Origin of the sequence: Trichocoleus sp. AS-A1 (assembly GCF_039962015.1) — a bacterium.
Classification (GTDB): Bacteria; Cyanobacteriota; Cyanobacteriia; order Cyanobacteriales; family FACHB-T130; genus FACHB-T130.
Genome location: NZ_JAMPKG010000007.1, coordinates 139,363 through 156,146, shown reverse-complemented (window position 1 = coordinate 156,146; position 16,784 = coordinate 139,363). Strand labels below are relative to the sequence as shown.

General features: G+C 46.9%; 15 protein-coding genes. 8 read left to right on the top strand and 7 right to left on the bottom strand.

All coding sequences use genetic code 11. From position 1 onward, the window contains the following. Window positions 1–28 precede the first annotated feature (28 nt). Window positions 29–880: a 16S rRNA (adenine(1518)-N(6)/adenine(1519)-N(6))-dimethyltransferase RsmA gene (gene rsmA, locus NC994_RS07775; RefSeq protein ID WP_190429159.1), complete on the bottom strand. Its 852-nt coding sequence runs from the start codon at window positions 878–880 to the stop codon at window positions 29–31. Window positions 881–1,092: 212 nt separating this feature from the next. Here rsmA and NC994_RS07770 point away from each other — a divergent pair, with 212 nt between their 5' ends. The 4 genes from NC994_RS07770 to NC994_RS07755 all read left to right on the top strand — a co-directional run bounded on the left by NC994_RS07770 (window position 1,093) and on the right by NC994_RS07755 (window position 4,395). Continuing rightward, window positions 1,093–1,758 carry a TIGR00266 family protein gene (locus NC994_RS07770; protein WP_190432521.1) on the top strand — a complete coding sequence of 222 codons (666 nt, stop codon included), beginning with the start codon at window positions 1,093–1,095 and terminating at the stop codon, window positions 1,756–1,758. A gap of 67 nt (window positions 1,759–1,825) precedes the next feature. Beyond that, window positions 1,826–2,503, top strand: a complete 678-nt coding sequence (locus NC994_RS07765) for a TIGR00266 family protein (protein ID WP_190411600.1) — start codon at window positions 1,826–1,828, stop codon at window positions 2,501–2,503. A 77-nt stretch (window positions 2,504–2,580) separates the two neighbouring features. Then, the gene (locus NC994_RS07760; RefSeq protein WP_190432519.1) at window positions 2,581–3,276 is read left to right on the top strand and encodes a TIGR00266 family protein; all 696 of its coding nucleotides are present in this window, start codon (window positions 2,581–2,583) and stop codon (window positions 3,274–3,276) included. A gap of 297 nt (window positions 3,277–3,573) precedes the next feature. After that, window positions 3,574–4,395, top strand: a complete 822-nt coding sequence (locus NC994_RS07755; RefSeq protein ID WP_190432516.1) for a M48 family metalloprotease — start codon at window positions 3,574–3,576, stop codon at window positions 4,393–4,395. Window positions 4,396–4,507: 112 nt separating this feature from the next. Here NC994_RS07755 and NC994_RS07750 read toward each other — a convergent pair whose 3' ends face one another. Next, complete coding sequence (locus NC994_RS07750; RefSeq protein WP_190411603.1) at window positions 4,508–5,020, bottom strand: hypothetical protein; 513 nt, start codon at window positions 5,018–5,020, stop codon at window positions 4,508–4,510. A 112-nt stretch (window positions 5,021–5,132) separates the two neighbouring features. Between NC994_RS07750 and NC994_RS07745 the strand changes: the two genes are divergently transcribed. Then, window positions 5,133–5,558, top strand: coding sequence for a hypothetical protein (locus NC994_RS07745; protein WP_190432513.1), 426 nt, complete (start codon window positions 5,133–5,135; stop codon window positions 5,556–5,558). On the opposite strand, the gene thrB is transcribed toward NC994_RS07745, so the two are convergent. The 3 genes from thrB to NC994_RS07730 are packed head-to-tail and all read right to left on the bottom strand — an operon-like array spanning window position 5,545 to window position 10,012. Further along, window positions 5,545–6,510 carry a homoserine kinase gene (gene thrB, locus NC994_RS07740; protein ID WP_190432511.1) on the bottom strand — a complete coding sequence of 322 codons (966 nt, stop codon included), beginning with the start codon at window positions 6,508–6,510 and terminating at the stop codon, window positions 5,545–5,547. The two genes, NC994_RS07745 and thrB, sit on opposite strands and share 14 nt — an antisense overlap. 55 nt (window positions 6,511–6,565) lie before the next feature. Continuing rightward, window positions 6,566–7,693: an ATP-binding protein gene (locus NC994_RS07735; RefSeq protein WP_190432509.1), complete on the bottom strand. Its 1,128-nt coding sequence runs from the start codon at window positions 7,691–7,693 to the stop codon at window positions 6,566–6,568. A gap of 9 nt (window positions 7,694–7,702) precedes the next feature. Beyond that, on the bottom strand, window positions 7,703–10,012 hold the full coding sequence (locus NC994_RS07730) for a CBS domain-containing protein (protein WP_190432507.1): 2,310 nt from the start codon (window positions 10,010–10,012) through the stop codon (window positions 7,703–7,705). Window positions 10,013–10,661: 649 nt separating this feature from the next. On the opposite strand from NC994_RS07730, the gene NC994_RS07725 reads away from it, so the two are divergent. After that, window positions 10,662–11,249, top strand: coding sequence for a Yip1 family protein (locus tag NC994_RS07725; protein ID WP_190411608.1), 588 nt, complete (start codon window positions 10,662–10,664; stop codon window positions 11,247–11,249). Window positions 11,250–11,502: 253 nt separating this feature from the next. Here NC994_RS07725 and thrS read toward each other — a convergent pair whose 3' ends face one another. Beyond that, window positions 11,503–13,329, bottom strand: a complete 1,827-nt coding sequence (thrS, locus tag NC994_RS07720) for a threonine--tRNA ligase (RefSeq protein ID WP_190411609.1) — start codon at window positions 13,327–13,329, stop codon at window positions 11,503–11,505. 173 nt (window positions 13,330–13,502) lie between these two features. On the opposite strand from thrS, the gene NC994_RS07715 reads away from it, so the two are divergent. Both NC994_RS07715 and NC994_RS07710 read left to right on the top strand, forming a co-directional pair. Further along, on the top strand, window positions 13,503–13,832 hold the full coding sequence (locus tag NC994_RS07715; RefSeq protein WP_190411610.1) for a DUF2605 domain-containing protein: 330 nt from the start codon (window positions 13,503–13,505) through the stop codon (window positions 13,830–13,832). Between the two features lie 119 nt (window positions 13,833–13,951). Further along, on the top strand, window positions 13,952–14,269 hold the full coding sequence (locus NC994_RS07710) for a DUF2973 domain-containing protein (RefSeq protein ID WP_190432497.1): 318 nt from the start codon (window positions 13,952–13,954) through the stop codon (window positions 14,267–14,269). Window positions 14,270–14,386: 117 nt separating this feature from the next. On the opposite strand, the gene NC994_RS07705 is transcribed toward NC994_RS07710, so the two are convergent. Then, the gene (locus NC994_RS07705) at window positions 14,387–16,684 is read right to left on the bottom strand and encodes an amylo-alpha-1,6-glucosidase (protein ID WP_190411612.1); all 2,298 of its coding nucleotides are present in this window, start codon (window positions 16,682–16,684) and stop codon (window positions 14,387–14,389) included. Window positions 16,685–16,784 lie beyond the last annotated feature (100 nt).

Sequence of the window (16,784 nt, the reverse complement as noted above, 5' to 3'; positions counted from 1 at the left end):
CCTGACAAGAGTTTGTGTAGCCGCAACTTTAGTCGTTAGGCTTGAGCAAATTACTCAAAGCAACCCACTGGGTAAGGCCCAAGTCTTCGGCGCGGGCTTGAGGGTTTACTTCTAATTGTTCCAGTATTTGGGTGAGGCGATCGCGCTCAACCACACTTTTCAAATTATTTCGCAACATTTTGCGCTTTTCGGCGAAGCCGAGTTTAACTAAATTCTCTAGGTGCTTAGGGTTCTGGGCGGGCGGTTCTATCAATCGCGGACGCAGCCGCACTACCGCTGAATCTACTTTGGGCGGCGGATAAAATGCTCCCGCTGGCACAATACAGATTAACTCGCACTCTGCTAAATACTGCACCCGCACGGTTAATGCCCCAAAATGTTTCGTGCCTGGTTTGGCATAAAGCCTTTGTGCGACTTCTTTTTGTACCAGCAGCACGATGGAATCAAACGGCTTAGCGGCTGGCTGGGCAATGGTACCTAACAACTTTTCCAGAATTGGGCCGGTAATGTTGTAAGGAATATTGGCAACAACTTTATTGGGATGTTGGAACGCTGGAAAAGGAGCAAGTTGAGCGTCTAAGTCGAATGAAAGGAAATCGCCTTGCAAAAGTAAAAAATGATCGACTTTACCTAATTGTTTAGCCAGCAGTTGACATAAATCGCGGTCAATTTCAACCGCAACAACAGATTGAGCTAAAGGTAATAAGCGACGAGTCAGGATGCCGGTGCCGGGGCCAATTTCTAAGACCCGTGAAGCGGAGCGATCGCCCTCAGGCGACTCGCTGCTGGATAACTCCGCTGCGGCGACAATTTGATTGAGCGCCTTGTCACTCCGCAGCCAGTGTTGAGCAAATTGTTTTCGAGGTTGAGGCGATCGCATGGAGGAAAGGATGCTGTTACAGTCTTCCTTCCAACCTACCACGCGGTCAAGTTGCTGCTTCCCCAAAGCTAAATAATGCCCTAAATCCAGAGCCAAGCCGCCTCAGTCGCCCCGGATCGACTTATTGCTTTTTCTTAAAAAAATCTGGATACCGGAAAAACTTCTGCCAGACTTGTATAGGTTTGCATCCTCCACAAGCAGGAGATTTGTCGGTGAAGTACGAAATTCGCTATAAACCAGCCTTTGCCTCTATTTTTGTCATCCTGAATCCAGGTGATAGCCTCACTGCTGAGGCGGGAGCTATGACCAGTATGGATGCCAAATTGTCGATAAAGACGGAATTTTCAGGGGGTTTAATCTCTGGATTGCTAAAGAAATTCTTTGGTGGGGAATCCCTTTTTGTGAATGTTTTTACCAACAATACACAGCAACCTCTGAATTTAGTCTTGACTCAATCCACCATTGGCGATATTGCTTGTATTGACTTGCGGGGCGGACGAGAAATTTGCTTTCAACCAGGTGCTTATATTGCCCATACTCCAGGCGTGAATATGGGAGTTCAGTGGGCAGGTTTTAAGAGCTGGATATCAGGAGAAGGGCTGTTTAAGCTGAAGTTAAGCGGTCAAGGTCAGGTATTTTTCGGTGCTTATGGCGGCATCATTCAAAAACGGATAACCGGGGAATTTGTGGTTGATAGCGGTCACTTAGTTGCCTACGAACCTGGCATCAAAATGAATGTTGGACTCGCAGGTGGCTTGCTTGGTTCTGTCACGTCGGGGGAAGGGTTAGTCAACCGGCTGACGGGGCAAGGAGAAATTTATTTACAATCTCGCAGTATTGGGGGTTTGGTCGGATATTTACGTCCTAAATTTCGTTAAGAAAAAGCCGATTGTAATAGCTTTTTCGCTTAATTGCTGAGTGCATAAATCAAGAGGATTTGAAGCGATGGATGTGGAAATTTTACATCAGCCGGATAGCGCGATCGCTCGCGTTACTCTCGGTGCCGGTGAAGAATTAGTCGCAGAAGCTGGCAGGATGATTGCCATGAGCGGTTATATCAATGCCAGTACGACTTTAAGGCAAGGAAAAGGCGGCGGAATTTTGGGCGGGCTGAAACGCATGGTTGCCGGTGAGTCGCTGTTTTTGAGCGTTTTTCGCTCTCCCACGGCTGGCGGTGAAGTATTTTTAGCTCCCAAATTGATGGGCGATATTTTACTTTATCAAATGACTGGATCTGGGCTGGTCGTCCAATCTGCTTCTTACCTTGCTAGCGAGTCAGATGTTGATATTGAATTAGGATTTCAAGGCTTGAAATCTTTGTTTTCTGGGGAATCAATTTTTTGGTTAAATGTCAGCGGTCATGGCTCTGTTCTGCTTTCTTCCTTTGGGGCAATTTATGAAATTCCTGTGAATGGCGAATATATCGTTGACACGGGACATATTGTGGCATTTGAGAAAAGCCTGAAGTTTGAAATTAGAAAAGCAACTTCCAGTTTAATTGGTTCGTTTTTGGGCGGAGAAGGATTCGTTTGTCGGTTTCAAGGACAAGGTCGAGTATTTTGCCAAACTCACAATCCAGGTGCCTTCGGGGTGCTAGTGGGTTCTCAGCTTCCGCCGCGATAAAGAGTGGGAATTTGTCATTGATAAATAGATTTTGAACGATTACCCATCCTTCAATTAGGAATTAGCAAAGGATAATTATGAATGAGATTGCCTACGAAATCGAGCATTCCCCAGCCTATGCTTCCCTACGCCTCGACTTACAAGCAAATCAAACTGTCTTGGTAGAATCGGGCGCAATGGCAGCAATGGATACTTGCATTAAAATGAAGTCCAAAGTCAAAGGTGGCTTAATGCAAGGTATCGGTCGGATGCTGGGCGGTGAATCTTTATTTTTGAGTGAATTTACCGCTGAAGGAAGGGCAGGACAACTCTATGTTTCGCCTGGAGTCCCTGGAGACATTCAGCATTACTACCTGAGTGGTAATGGATTGATGGTGCAATCTTCGGGTTTTGTTGCAGCTAACCCTAGTGTCGAAATTGATACTAAGTTTCAAGGTTTTAAGGGCTTCTTTAGTGGGGAGTCGTTATTTTTACTGAGAGCAACAGGTCAAGGAGATATCTGGTTTAGTTCTTATGGGGCAATTGTAGAAATTCCAGTTGCCGGTGATTATGTAGTAGATACTGGCTACATTGTGGCGTTTGAAGACTCGTTACAATACAATGTCGAAATGTTGGGAGGCTTGTCATTTAAAGGGCTGAGAACTGGAATTTTGGGCGGGGAAGGATTGGTTTGCCGCTTCCGGGGTAAAGGACGTTTATGGATTCAGTCGCGTGAGCTTTATGCACTGGTAAATTTCTTGAATCCGTTCCGTCCAGTGAAGAATAGTAACTAAGCTGAATCTTGCTGTAACTGCACGAAATAGAACTTTTAGACGGTCGCGTTATGTCGGTTCTTACTTAAGGGCAATATAGAGAGGAACCTCACCCCCAATCCCTCTCCGCGAACGGAGAGGGGAGAATATTGAACCCCTGTGGGTAAATGGGGTGGGGGTGAACTGTAAGGCATCTAAATAGAGAATTGCGATCGCGTGCAGGTAACTCACGATGCAATAGAAAGAAGGTCAATGCATTGCTATATCGGATGCAACTAGGCAATACAGTAACAATAGCGTTTTTGGAGCAAGCCTGAAGTGTCTGGAACTGCAACATCGAGCGATCGCAACCCACCTCCCAATAACCGCCAGTTACTGATTGTCTTAGGGCTATTTATTGGATTTATCGTCGGCGTTATTTGGCTGCTGGGGTTGTTTATTAATAGCTTGGTGTGGGTAATTCCTCCCAGCGTGGAGCGACAGTTGGGTGCCGTCATTGTCCCGGCTTATGAGCGCTTGGCGAAGCCCTCACCGGCTCAAGATACGCTAAATCAGCTGCTCGATAGGCTGGAGACAAAGTTACCTTCCGAGCAGCGCCAAGAGCGAGATTATCGGGTGCTATATGTTCCCGATAATACGGTGAATGCGCTGGCGCTACCGGGCGATCGCATTATCATCTACGCCGGTTTGCTGAAACAGACGGAATCGGAAAATGAGCTGATGATGGTGTTGGGGCATGAATTGGGGCATTTCGCCCACCGCGATCATTTACGGGCGTTGGTGCGACAACTACTGTTACCCATTGCGATCGCTACTGTCTTTGGGGATGCTGCTGGGTTATCATCGGCAGCGGCGACGGGTGTTCAAGCTGTTAGCAGTTCCCGATTCTCTCAATCTCAGGAATCTGAGGCGGATGAGTTTGGCTTAACATTGTTGCAACAAACTTACGGTCATGTTGCGGGTGCAACCGACTTTTTTGCTCGAATGAGTCGCAAAAGGGGTGCAGACTTTGATTTCTTGACCTCCCATCCTGCCCCTGGTAGGCGCGTTAAAGAATTGCAGCGCTTAATTGAGCAGCGGAATTATCCTGTACAAAAGCGATTGGCTTTACCGGAAACACTGGCGAACCTGGAAAAATAGCCAGCGCTCCCAGACCTAACCGTCCACCCCTTCCTACCTTTCTAAGGGGCGCAAGCTATCTTCAAAGCCCCTCTCCGAATCGGAGAGGGGTTAAGAGAGATGTTTTTCCCGTTCACACGACTTGATTCGTAATCATCCACACAGTGCTATCCGAGCGGACGTAGGGAACCGAAATTTTGCTGAATCCAGTAATGAAAGGTCTGTTGTATAACTGCCAATAACTGGGACTAATCTCATCAGCGATCGCCTTGAGCGCTTGCACTTCCTGCTTCAGTTCCTCCGCCAGTTCGTTAATTCGTTCAGCGCGATCCTGAGCGCGTTGTTTTCCTTCCTCTACCTGCTCTGCGAGAGGATGTTGTGTCCGCCCCTGCAATAACTCTTGCAATCCTTGCGATCGCCCGATCTCCTTCAATTTAGCTTCCAAGGCAGCGATCGCATCATCGATTCCCTTGACTTCAGCAGAGATTTGTGCTGTCTCTCTAGCATGACGACGATAAGCCTCAACAATCGCTTCTGGCGTGTTATAGCTTGGCAATACTGGATCGACTTTCAGGATGGCGCGTTCTTCTTTGAGCGCCTCAATCTGAGTGCGAATCGCTTCAATTTCTACTTGAATTGGCTCCATAATTACTTTCCTAACTTAGGTGAATAGTTCCGTAAAACTTCTGGCATTTTGTGAATCAATTTACAGGGTTACGATTACTCGACATTAATTCACCCGTTTGTTGACCTAACTTATGTTGAACCGAATTAGTCTTAAAAAGACAGCAAATTCGTTTTTAGCCATTGCCACAATTTTAAGTATGGAAACGGGATTGCTAAATGAGTCAATGCCTGCTTTAGCGGATATGACTACAAGTAACTGGAGCGAATGGATTGAAATCAATGAAACCAACAGTGTCAGCCGAGTGACGAATCGGAGAGACGATACCAGCCAGAACAACTGTCTGGATAATGCGCTTGAATTCCTGAAAAGTAGTAATGCCCAAGAGACAGGAGTTATCACAGAAGCAGCTTACGGACGATTTGGGAATCTGTCAGCTTATTTAATTTGTGCGCCTGAAGGGGATAAAGTTCTCGTTTTTGTTTCAGGACCTAGAAATCAATCTCGACAAATTCAGCAGTTACGCAAAAATCTGAGTGACCAATTTAGGAAATATTAGAGGTTTTCGCCCCGTGGGTGTCAATCGAGAGCGATCGCACTTGTGCCATAATTCCCTCATCCTTCCAAGCCGCCGCCATTGCCTCCACAACTGTCGGTGCCAACGCCGCCTCTGCTAAAGCTAATAAAGTGGGTCCCGCACCACTAATTACCATCCCAAAAGCACCAGAAGCCATTGCTGCCGAGCGTACAGCATCATATCCTCGAATCAACGCTGTCCGATAAGGCTGATGGATTCGGTCTTGCATCGCAACTCGCAACCAGTCACCCCTGCCGGTTTCCAACCCTCGCAACAATAAACCCAGATGAGCTGTATTAAAAATTGCATCGGCACGACTGTACTGAGTTGGTAAAACTCGCCGCGCTTCTTCAGTTGAAAGTTCAAAATCCGGAATCGCGACTACTGGCACAATCTCAGAATGCCAAGGAATCTCACAAATTGCCCATTCTTCTTTGCTTTCTCCGTGTCTGTGCGGTTCGTCACTCAAACCCGTCGCTGCTAGACGACACCCCCCCAACAGTGCTGGAACCACATTATCAGGATGTCCTTCCAGAGCGATCGCGATTCTTCCCACCTCATTTTCATCTAGAGGTGCCCCAGCCAGACAGTTCGCACCCACCAAACCTCCCACAATTGCCGTCGCCGAACTCCCCAGTCCTCTTGCCAGGGGCACACCCAGCTCGATCTCAATCTGCACAGGCGGTGGCGTTTTCCCGATATGCTCGTACAATTTCACAAATGACTGGTAAACCAGATTATCAGCACCCGTGTTGACTCGTGCAGCTTCTGTTCCCTCGACCGTAATGCTGAGTCGTGTTACAGCATCCGCTTCCAGGCGTGTGAACTTGAACTGGTTGTACAGCGTTAAAGCTGCGCCTATGCAATCAAAACCCGGCCCCAAGTTAGCAGTTGTGGCTGGAACGCTGACGGTAACGGTAGAAACAGGATGCATCTCAACGAATTGCGAAATAGACTATTATAGACTCTACCGTTTAACAGCCTGCTATCTATGAAGGAACATTTTTTTCCGGCATTACGCAGATGTTCAATGGCAGCATGACTGTAAAAGTAGTCCCCACTCCAACTTCACTATTTACAGCAATCTCTCCACTCTGTAAGTCTAAACATTTTTTGACAATCGTTAGCCCTAGCCCATGACCGGGAATATTACTCACATTTGCCGCTCGATGAAATGATTCAAACAATAGTTCTCGATCGGCTGGAGGAATGCCAATTCCGTTGTCTTTTACCTGAAAAACTGCCTCTCCATTCTCACACAAAAGTTCAAAGTAGATATTGCTGCCTTGGGGTGAATATTTGATAGCATTTACCAACAAATTGCTAAATATATGCCGTAGTAGTTTTTCATCCAAACAAGCATCATCACAGTCACCTTCATTGGTGAAAATAATTCTATGCTTTGAACCAGAGCTGAATTGCACATGTTCTACCAAATCTCGGCAAAAACATACTAAATCCAGGGGTTTTGGCTTGCATTCTAGTTTTCCTTCGTCTGCTTTTCCAAACTCTAAAACTTCATTTAACAAATTGTTCAGCGAATGAACTGATGTTTGAATAAGATAGAAATACTCACGCCTTCTAAGTTCTGTTAATTCGTGACTATAAGATTCCAGTAATTCAGCAGAAGATAAAATTGCGGTTAGCGGGTTACGGAATTCGTGGGCAACCATGAACCAAAAGCGAGATTTGAGTTCGCTTAATTGTTTTTCTTTTTCAAGAGCCACGCGAGTTGCTGCTTCGGCTAAATGTCTGCGAAGTGCGATTTCAATCGTAGTATGTAAATCTCTTTCATCAAAGGGTTTAATTATATAGCCAAATGGATCTGTGACTTTGGCTCTTTCCAGTGTTTGTTTGTCAGCGTAAGCAGTTAAATAAATTACTGGAATATCAAAGTTTTTATGAATTTCTTCAGTGGTCTCTATTCCATCCATTTGCCCTTTCAACATAATATCCATTAATACTAAATCGGGCTGAATTTCTGATACTTTTTGAATTGCCTCCTCTCCCGAAGCCACAGAAGCAACAACGTTATATCCTAAGCGTTGCAAGCTTTTTACGATATCCTTGGCAACAATTCTTTCATCTTCAACTACTAAGATTTTTGCCTTTGCCATTTTTTTTATTTATGTCTTCCTAATGTTGCCGATTTCTGAAAATGTGATAAAAAAGCTTGTCCCTCTACGACTATCAAGTTCGATAGTCCCGTCTAATTGTTCAGTGAGGGTGCAGACTAACTCCAACCCCAAGGATTCAGTATTCCGGAAGTCCAAGTCTTTCGGGAAACCGATTCCGTTGTCACTGACGTTCAAAATAAATTGATAATTGCCGTTTGAGTAAATATTAATACAAATTTCCTTATCGATACTGGGCGTTGGAAAAGCGTGTTTTAAGGAATTGGACATTAATTCATTGATAATTAGACCACAAGGAATCGCTGTATCAATGTTTAGGTTAATGTCATTAACGTTTGTTTTCAGCGTAATTGCCTGAGAGCTTGCTTTGTAGGAACGAAGTAAATTTCCTGCCAGGTCGCGAATATACTCAGCAAAGTCTATCCTAGATAGGTCTTTGGACTGATACAATTTTTCGTGAATCAGAGCCATCGAGCGAATGCGATTCTGACTGTCCTTGAACATTCCCAGAACCTGTTCCTCTTTGGTATAGGCAGATTGCAGCTTTAACAGACTAGAAATAATCTGTAAATTGTTTTTGACGCGGTGGTGAATTTCCTTCAGCAGCACCTCTTTTTCTTTAAGCGAAGCCTTGAGTTGCTCTTCTGCTCGTTTGCGTTCGGCGAGTTCAGCTTGTACTTGCTGATAAAGTTCAGACTGCTGAATTGCGATCGCTACTTGCGTTGACAATTGTTTGAGCAAATCAATCTCAAACTCCCGCCACCGCCTGGGTCCCGAACAGTGATAGGCGCACAGCAGACCCCACAAATGTTCTCCTTGCAGAATCGGAACCACGAGACTCGCTCGGATATCATACAAAGCCAGGATATCTATGTGACATTGGGTTAACCCGGTGGTATAAATATCTGCTGTGACTTGAATACGCCCTTGTTTGTAGGCTTGGGCATAATTCTTCCCAAAGCAATTGTCGTGAATTGTGCTACTTAGAGCAGGTTGCCAGCCCTCAGCAACCGATTCGACAACGACAGTGCCACTCATATCTGGATTAAAACGGTAGATAATCACGCGGTCAGTTTGGAGAAATTGCCGCACTTCAGCGACGGCGGTGTTCAGAATTTCGTCCAAATTGAGTGATTGATGAATGCGAAGGGCAATTGTGGTTAACAGGCGATTGCGCTCAAGCTGTTCCAAGAGTTCCGCTGGGCTTTCCTGTCCTTGAGGTTCTAGGGTTTCATTGGGCGGGGGGAGAGAGGATTCGGCTTCAAACTGCTCGATCGATTGCTGCAATTGCTCTACTGCTGTAGATATTTGTGTGAGATCGAGCGTTTGCAAAAAACTGGTTTGGGTAACAATACCTAACAGCTCCCTGGGATTCTCCGACACCACAACTCGCTGCACCTGGTGCTGCTGCATTTCCCAAAGGGCAACTAACACTGAATCTGAGGGGCTTAAAGACAACACGGATGCCCTCATTACCCTAAACGCCTGTATCTGCGATAAATCCAGGCTGAGAGCCTGAAGATCGATGATGTCCCGTTCGGTGACAATCCCTACTGGCTTCAGGAGGGTTGTTAGCGTAGCGGTAGGTCGCACGTTTTGAGTTTTGTTAGTGTAGCGATGCGTAGGAAGTTTTGAGTGTTGAACCTTTGCTTCGCTCAAGGGATCGGGTTGAAGTTTTGAGTTTTCAATAGAACTCGACTCGGAACTTTCTTCTGTAAGCACAACACAATTGACCTGGTGTTCTGCCATTAATTGAGCTAAGCTCAGCGCCGAAGCCGTCGCCGGTGCTTGAATAACTGGGGCAGTCATCACTTCTGTCAAAGGCTGCGATTTGATTAGCTCATCGAGGGGCAGTGCTTGGCGAATACTTTCTAGGGTGATAGTGCCCACCACTTGCCTTTGCGCGTCTATAACAGGTAGGTGGCGAATTTGATGCTGGCGCAGGATTGACAATGCTGTGAAAATATTCTCGCTGTCAGATTCAGTCAGAGCGATGCTCGGCTGCGTCATCACCGAGGCAATATTGACTTCTGCTAAATTGATTCCTGAGGCAATTACCTGGATAGCATCTGTGTGGGTAAACACTCCGATTAACTGCAACCCTTCTACTACAAAGACAGCGCTAGCTCGTGCTTCGCTCATTAGCACTGCTTCTGGGGGTATCTTCAAACTAGGAAGTACACAACTGCTTTTCGCTTTGCCCATCATGGCGATCGCGTCCATCAGTGGGGTGTCAGCCGATACAGTCAGAGGACGACGATCGATGACAGATTCTAAGCTAAGCAATCCCTTTGTTGGCATGGGTCAACCTGTGTATTATTGCGGTGTATTGCAGTGGGCGATCGCATACTTGCATTTGCAATTCCTCTATTGCCAAATAGATTTTGCGAAAAGCAGTTGCTCCTTTACTTAGGATTCCCGCCAGAACTGTATTAGGTATCACATTGCCGCCTCGCAACCGTATCTATTTGACACAAATTGCCTTCACACAAGTTGCCGCGCCTTGTGCGTTACAGTCAAAATTCACCAATCGCTACTACCGGCACCCTATTTGCGTGCAGAAAGGTAAATCTTTGATTCGTCTCTAGGCTTCGCGTGCTTTTGCCCTCATTCATCAAATTCATGACAGCAAGAAAACATCCCCGCAACCGTGAAATCCCATATGATTCGGATGTTTTACCAGGGCGATCGCTTTTTTACCACCTCCACCTTAGCTAGATCCTACCTAGCCAGAGAGTTAAGACAAAACCCTTCTTAGCATACCTTTTGTCAACCTCTTAAATCCTCTTGCTAAAGGAATATTTAAATGGATATTGATTTAACTAATATCTGCGCTGGCAGCATCTGACAAAAGGGTGAAATCCTAATAATTGGGAAGATATATAGTGTTTAGCTGGATTGGGGCTTAAAATCAGTTCTGCTACATCAAATCAATAAAACAAAGTAAAAAATGAACTTAATTAAGCGCATTCCAAATATCCTGTTGCACCCCAAAAGTGAGTGGCGAGCGATCGCAAAAGAAACAACCTCTAGCGCTAGATTGTATAACACCTATATTGCTCCTCTGGCAGCGATCGCTCCAATCGCCGCAGCTGTTGGTTGGGCAGTTATCGGCATCAATACCTCTAGTATCGTTACGTCTCGGTTGCCCTTAGTGCCAGCTATTTTATATGCAGGTGTTAGCTTTTTACTAACACTATTAAGCGTATTTTTCTTGTCGTTGATTATTAATGCTTTCGCTCCTCAATTTTCAGCCGAGAAAAATCAGCTACAAGCTCTTAAAGTTGCTGCTTATGCCAACACACCTGCCTGGTTAGCCGGTATCCTCCGTATCATCCCAAGTTTCACGATTTTCGCATTTCTTGCTGGGTTGTATAGCGTATATCTGCTATATCTGGGATTGCCGATTGTGATGAAATGCCCGAAAAATAAAGCAACTGCCTACACTGCGGTAACGCTTGCGGGTGCGGTTGTACTGTATGTATTTGTTATCGGGATTAGCAATCTATTTGTTAGATTTCCCAAACCAGCACTCTAAAAAATGTTGGAATCGGCAGGCACTGGGAAGCTGAAAAATATCAATATTAAACGGATTTATAGCGTGCAATATAAAGGCGGAACCTCACCCCCAGCCCCTCTCCGTGGACGGAGAGGGGGAAAGATTTAACCCCTCTTTGCAAGCAAAGAGAGACTGGGCTGGGGTAGCATTTTTGCTGTTATTGAGATGCACCCAATTGAAAAAGGGCACTCTTTTGGAGTGCCCCTATTATGAACTATGAACTGGCAACTTCTTAAAAATTGTCGAAGTTAGCGATCGCGTTTTTCATCTTCTCCAACACTTCTTCTACAGGAATGACCCCCACATCGCCAGCCGCGCGGGTGCGAATACTCAGGCTATTTGATTCCAGCTCTTTCGCCCCTACCACCGCCATGACAGGGATCTTGTCCTTTTCGGCATTGCGAATCATTTTGCCCATGCGATCGCCGCTGGTATCGACTTCCACGCGAATACCGAGCGATCGCATCTTCTGTGCCACTTCCTGAGCGAAAGGCAACTGGGCATCGCTCACCGTCAGCAATCGCGCTTGGACTGGCGCTAACCACAGCGGGAAATCCCCCGCATACTCTTCAATCAAGATCCCGATCAGCCGTTCCAAGGAGCCAAAAGGAGCGCGGTGAATCATCACCGGACGCTTCCGGGAACCATCCTCCGCCACATATTCCAAATCAAACCGTTCTGGCAGGTTGTAATCCACTTGGACAGTACCCAACTGCCACTCGCGATCTAGGGCATCGCTGAAGATAAAATCCAGTTTCGGGCCATAAAATGCGGCTTCGCCAATGCCTTCAAAGTAGTTCATGCCCAAGGTTTCCACGGCCCGGCGAATCGCACCTTGAGACTTCTCCCAAGCTTCATCGGAACCGATGTACTTATCTGAAGCCGGATCGCGAAAACTGAGTCGCGCTTTGAAGTTTTTCAGTTGCAGACTCTTGAACACCGACAGAATCAAATCCACCACTTTCAGGAATTCGCTGTCTAGCTGTTCTGGCGTCACAAATAAGTGAGAATCATCCACCGTGAAACCGCGCACCCGCGTTAAGCCGCCCAGTTCCCCAGATTGCTCGTAACGGTAGACGGTGCCAAATTCCGCCAGACGCATCGGCAGTTCCCGATAGGAACGCAACTCGCTCTTATAGATTTGGATGTGGAAGGGGCAATTCATCGGCTTCAGGACGAATCCCTGTTCTATCGCCGCCGCCTGCTCATCTTCCGCCATCAGCGGGAACATATCCTCTTTGTATTTCTGCCAATGTCCGGAAGTTTTGAATAAATCGACTCTGGCAATGTGAGGCGTCACCACCTGCTGGTATCCGCGTTTCAGCTGTTCCTGCTTCAGGAAGTCTTCTAAAACACTTCGCAACACCGTTCCTTTCGGCGTCCACAGAGGTAATCCCGGCCCCACCGGATCTGAGAAAATAAAGAGTCCCAGTTCTTTGCCGAGTTTGCGGTGATCTCGGCGTAGCGCTTCTTCCTTGCGGCGCTTATATTCAGCCAGCTGTTCTGGCGTTTCCCAAGCGGTGGCATAAATGCGCTGGAGTTGAGCTTTCGTTTCATCCCCCCGCCAATAAGCACCGGCAACACTTTCGAGTTCGATTGCCTTCGGATTTAACTCACTGGTATTTTCCAAATGAGGGCCAGCACACAAATCCCACCATTGATCCCCCAAGTGGTAGATGGTAATTGGTTCCTCAATGTCTTCTAATATTTCTAGCTTGTAAGGCTCATTAATTGTCTTGATCCGACCTTCAGCTTCCTCGCGACTGACTTCTTCCCGAATCACCGGCAATTTCCGATTGATGATTTTGACCATCTCTTTCTGGATGGACTTCAAATCTTTTTCGGTAAATGGCTCTGGATTATCAAAGTCATAGTAAAAGCCGTTCTCAATCCAAGGGCCGATAGTCACCTGCGCTTTGGGAAACAGCTTTTGCACCGCCATTGCCATAACGTGGGAAGCGGTGTGACGGATTTTCTTCAACGATTCAGATTCGCTGGTACGGGGCAAATACATTTTTTCTGGCTGTTCTTGAGACGCTGGAGATTCTGAGACGCTCATCGGCGGTTCCATAAGGACGAAGAAACGGGCAATTAATCGGGTGTTACTGCCTCTATCATACCGAGGTTGTTTTTCCCTGGCGATGTGGTTGTTGTTTAAGAGAATCTAAAAATATTATTACGAATTGTAAACTACGTTAAGATTAAATTTAGATAGTATTCGGTTTTTGATTCATGGCTGCTTCCAACTTGCCTGAAAATGAATTGCTGAAAACGGTATTACAACCGCTCTTAGAAGATTTTCAGTATTGGTTTGCGCGATCGCGCGCTCTCTTAGAAACTGAAGAAATTACTTTTTTAAGTGCCCAACAGCAATCCGACTTACTGGATCGAGTCAAGCTTGCTCACGCGGAAGTCAGCACCGCTCAGATGCTCTTTCAAGCGACTGATGCTCAAGTTGGCATTGAAACGTCAGTTCTGATGCCTTGGCACCAGTTGGTTACTGAGTGTTGGCAGGTGTCGATGCGCTTCCACGCTGAGCAATCCACTTCCACGAACAAGTAAATCTAAGGGCGAAACATTTTTACGGAAAATCCGGGGGCAAGCATTACCGTTTCGCCACGAATGCGAAAGCCCCTATTGACGAACATCCCATTAGACTGTGCGGCTTGGAGGAAAATCGTATGTTACACCTGCTTTATTTAATTGCCTTTACTGTTCTGGCGTTTCTTGCTATAGGGAATATGCTCCGCAACTTGTTAACCATCAGTAGTATGGATTCTCAACGGCGCTACCCACCAGGGATGCAGTCCCAATTTAGAGATTCTCGCTCTCCTTATGGGTCAATCCCACACCCGGAACTATTAGATGATGCCGGGAACCCGATTAATGAACCGCTTTTGGTGATGCGTTCCATGACCGTAGAAGACGCCCGCGAACAATTGGACGCCCTCTACAAATCTTCTCCCGGTATCAATGGGGAAACCTCTGAGGAAGCATGAAGTAGCGGGATTTTAAAAGGAAAATCAGATAATTTACTCAAAAAATTAGCAAGATTTTTTAGAGACTGGCAATCAGCTTGATAGAGCTGGGTGGGCATTCCCCACCCAGCTTCTAAATCAAGCTTCAATCACAACCCGCAAATTACCGCGTTTTTTGGCAACCCGACAGGCAGTGGTATTGCCGGAACGCTCAAATTCCAAATCCAGCAAAGTCTGCCCCACTCTCAAGTTCTGTAGCGCTAGACGATTAATCGACTCCGGCAAAGCAGGATCGATAATCCGCAAGCAGTTATTGGGAGCATCGGGGACTAAATTTACCATCATTTGAAGCAACTGGAAGATACTGCCGGTTGCCCAAGCTTGAGGAGAACAAGCGACGGGATATTTGACCGTAGTGTTATCTTCTGTGCGTTCGTAACCGCAGAAAAGTTCTGGCGGTCGTTGATAAGGTTGCTGTAAAGTCATATCCATTAAAGCTTTGGCAAGTTCCAGCGCTTGATCGATTAGACCGAGCGATCGCACCCCCATCGCAATCATGGCATTGTCGTGAGGCCACACAGAACCGACATGATAGCCCATCGGATTATAAGCCGGTGACAAACTACTGAGGGTGCGAATTCCCCAGCCGTTGAACATATCCGGTGCCCGTAGCCGTTCCGCCACGCTATAAGCTTTTTCTGGTGTCAAGATGCCCAAATACAGACAGTGACCGGGGTTAGAAGTAATACTATCAACCTGATTGCCGTCGCCATCCAAAGCCAAGGCGCAGAAATCTTCCTCTGGCATCCAAAAATCCCGATTGAAGCGATTCTTCAAATCTCTCGCCTCATCTTGCCACCTGTCGGCTAAATCAAGGCGCTTCTTCATGCGGGCAATTTCTGCCAGACGGATTTTGGCAGCATAGACATAAGCTTGCACTTCACAAAGAGCGATCGCGCCCATCGCCATCTGCCCCTTGCGATTCACAATACAGTCGCCAGAGTCTTTCCACCCCTGATTCGCCAGACCCCGCTTCGATTGGCGTTGGTAGATGAGATAACCCGTTTCCTTGCTGTTGCGGTCAATCCAATCCATTGCCGCCAAGGCATTCGGCCACAGTAGCTCTAGGGTTTCCCGATCGGCTGTCCAGGCAAAGTGTTCCGCATACAGCATTAACCACAGCGGTGTCGCATCTACGGTGCCGTAATAAGGTGTATGGGGAATTTCTTCACAACGCGCCATTTCACCCAAACGCAGCTCGTGCAAAATCTTCCCAGGCTGCTCATCGCGCCACTCATTATCCGTCTTCCCTTGGTATTCAGCCAAGATCGTAAGAGTTTCGCGGGCAATTGTAGGATCGAGCATCAGCGTTTGCGACGCCGCAATAATCGAGTCGCGCCCAAACAACGTCGAAAACCAAGGCACCCCAGCCGAGAGTACCTTCCCTTTGCCGAAAGACTGGCGCAGTAAATAAGTATCCTGCTCGGCTCGCTCGATCGCTCGATTAAACGTGTTTTTGTCTGAGCGAATCCCGGTTACGTGTTGACGCCACTCTTGCTGCTCCGATAACTCTGCGGCTCTAGCCTGTACCAGCGTGACTGGGGCAGATACCCTAGAAGTGGGACGGTTATTGGTACGCATTTGCAGCCGATAGCCCAGTTTTTGGGTTTCGTGAGGCTCCATCTCTAGCTGCCAAACTGCCGTATAACCACTGAGAGTGTCTGGCTGGCGATGAACAAACTCGATGTGCGATTCCATTACAGAGCCATCCAACCCTTGATAAGCGAGCGTCATTTCTTGCTTTTCGGGTTCTGCGGCTTGACTTTTAGGCACGGCTCGTAACAGCTGCCCCTTGTTTTTTCGACCGTACCCCCGGACTACAAATAAGTCCACAAAATCCGCATCAAAGCTGAGACTCAGTTGAAAGCGAATGGAACTGGTGCTGTAGTTGGAAACAGTTAATTCTTCAAACAGCGCTCCATTTAGGACAATTTCTCGGTTAATTCCGATGGTGTCGGCTCGAAGAGGTGCAAAGTCAAAAATTGCCCCGCCGTCAATTTGCTCATTTGGCTCTAATTTATCCCCTCCCTCTAATCGCTCTCCTCCGTCCATGCTGGGATTGGTACACAGAACTGAAAGGGCAAATCCTTTGTCAGCTGTGCTACTGAGCAAGACGGGGGAGCGTCCGTTAATTTGCAGTTCCAGGCGACTAAGGAACCGCGTATCGGCGCAGAAAAGCCCCATGCTGGCATTCATGTCATCGCCTAAACACCCGGCAATGTTGCCCAGGGTATCGGTGACTAAAAACAGGTCATTGTCTTTAATAGTAAGAGTCGGTTGGGGGCGATCGCCAAGAACGCAAGGCCACTCTGGAATGGGCAGCTCTTGTGCGGGAACAAAGGTTTTTCCGTCCAGTTCAAGAATATCCGGTGCCATGAATCAGGTTTCTGCTCAAGAATACAGGGTCTTTGTGAGGCTTTAATCAGGGTCACACGATCTAATTTAAAACCTTACCCATCGCTACTGATATTCAGTA

Excerpts from the sequence above, each read along its gene's own strand:
- thrB (WP_190432511.1), bottom strand. The coding sequence starts at position 6,510 with ATGCATCCTGTTTCTACCGTTACCGTCAGCGTTCCAGCCACAACTGCT.
- NC994_RS07735 (WP_190432509.1), bottom strand. The coding sequence starts at position 7,693 with ATGGCAAAGGCAAAAATCTTAGTAGTTGAAGATGAAAGAATTGTTGCC.
- NC994_RS07725 (WP_190411608.1), top strand. The coding sequence starts at position 10,662 with ATGAACTTAATTAAGCGCATTCCAAATATCCTGTTGCACCCCAAAAGT.
- NC994_RS07760 (WP_190432519.1), top strand. The coding sequence starts at position 2,581 with ATGAATGAGATTGCCTACGAAATCGAGCATTCCCCAGCCTATGCTTCC.
- rsmA (WP_190429159.1), bottom strand. The coding sequence starts at position 880 with ATGCGATCGCCTCAACCTCGAAAACAATTTGCTCAACACTGGCTGCGG.
- NC994_RS07765 (WP_190411600.1), top strand. The coding sequence starts at position 1,826 with ATGGATGTGGAAATTTTACATCAGCCGGATAGCGCGATCGCTCGCGTT.
- NC994_RS07715 (WP_190411610.1), top strand. The coding sequence starts at position 13,503 with ATGGCTGCTTCCAACTTGCCTGAAAATGAATTGCTGAAAACGGTATTA.
- NC994_RS07710 (WP_190432497.1), top strand. The coding sequence starts at position 13,952 with ATGTTACACCTGCTTTATTTAATTGCCTTTACTGTTCTGGCGTTTCTT.
- NC994_RS07705 (WP_190411612.1), bottom strand. The coding sequence starts at position 16,684 with ATGGCACCGGATATTCTTGAACTGGACGGAAAAACCTTTGTTCCCGCA.
- NC994_RS07745 (WP_190432513.1), top strand. The coding sequence starts at position 5,133 with ATGTTGAACCGAATTAGTCTTAAAAAGACAGCAAATTCGTTTTTAGCC.
- NC994_RS07750 (WP_190411603.1), bottom strand. The coding sequence starts at position 5,020 with ATGGAGCCAATTCAAGTAGAAATTGAAGCGATTCGCACTCAGATTGAG.
- thrS (WP_190411609.1), bottom strand. The coding sequence starts at position 13,329 with ATGAGCGTCTCAGAATCTCCAGCGTCTCAAGAACAGCCAGAAAAAATG.
- NC994_RS07730 (WP_190432507.1), bottom strand. The coding sequence starts at position 10,012 with ATGCCAACAAAGGGATTGCTTAGCTTAGAATCTGTCATCGATCGTCGT.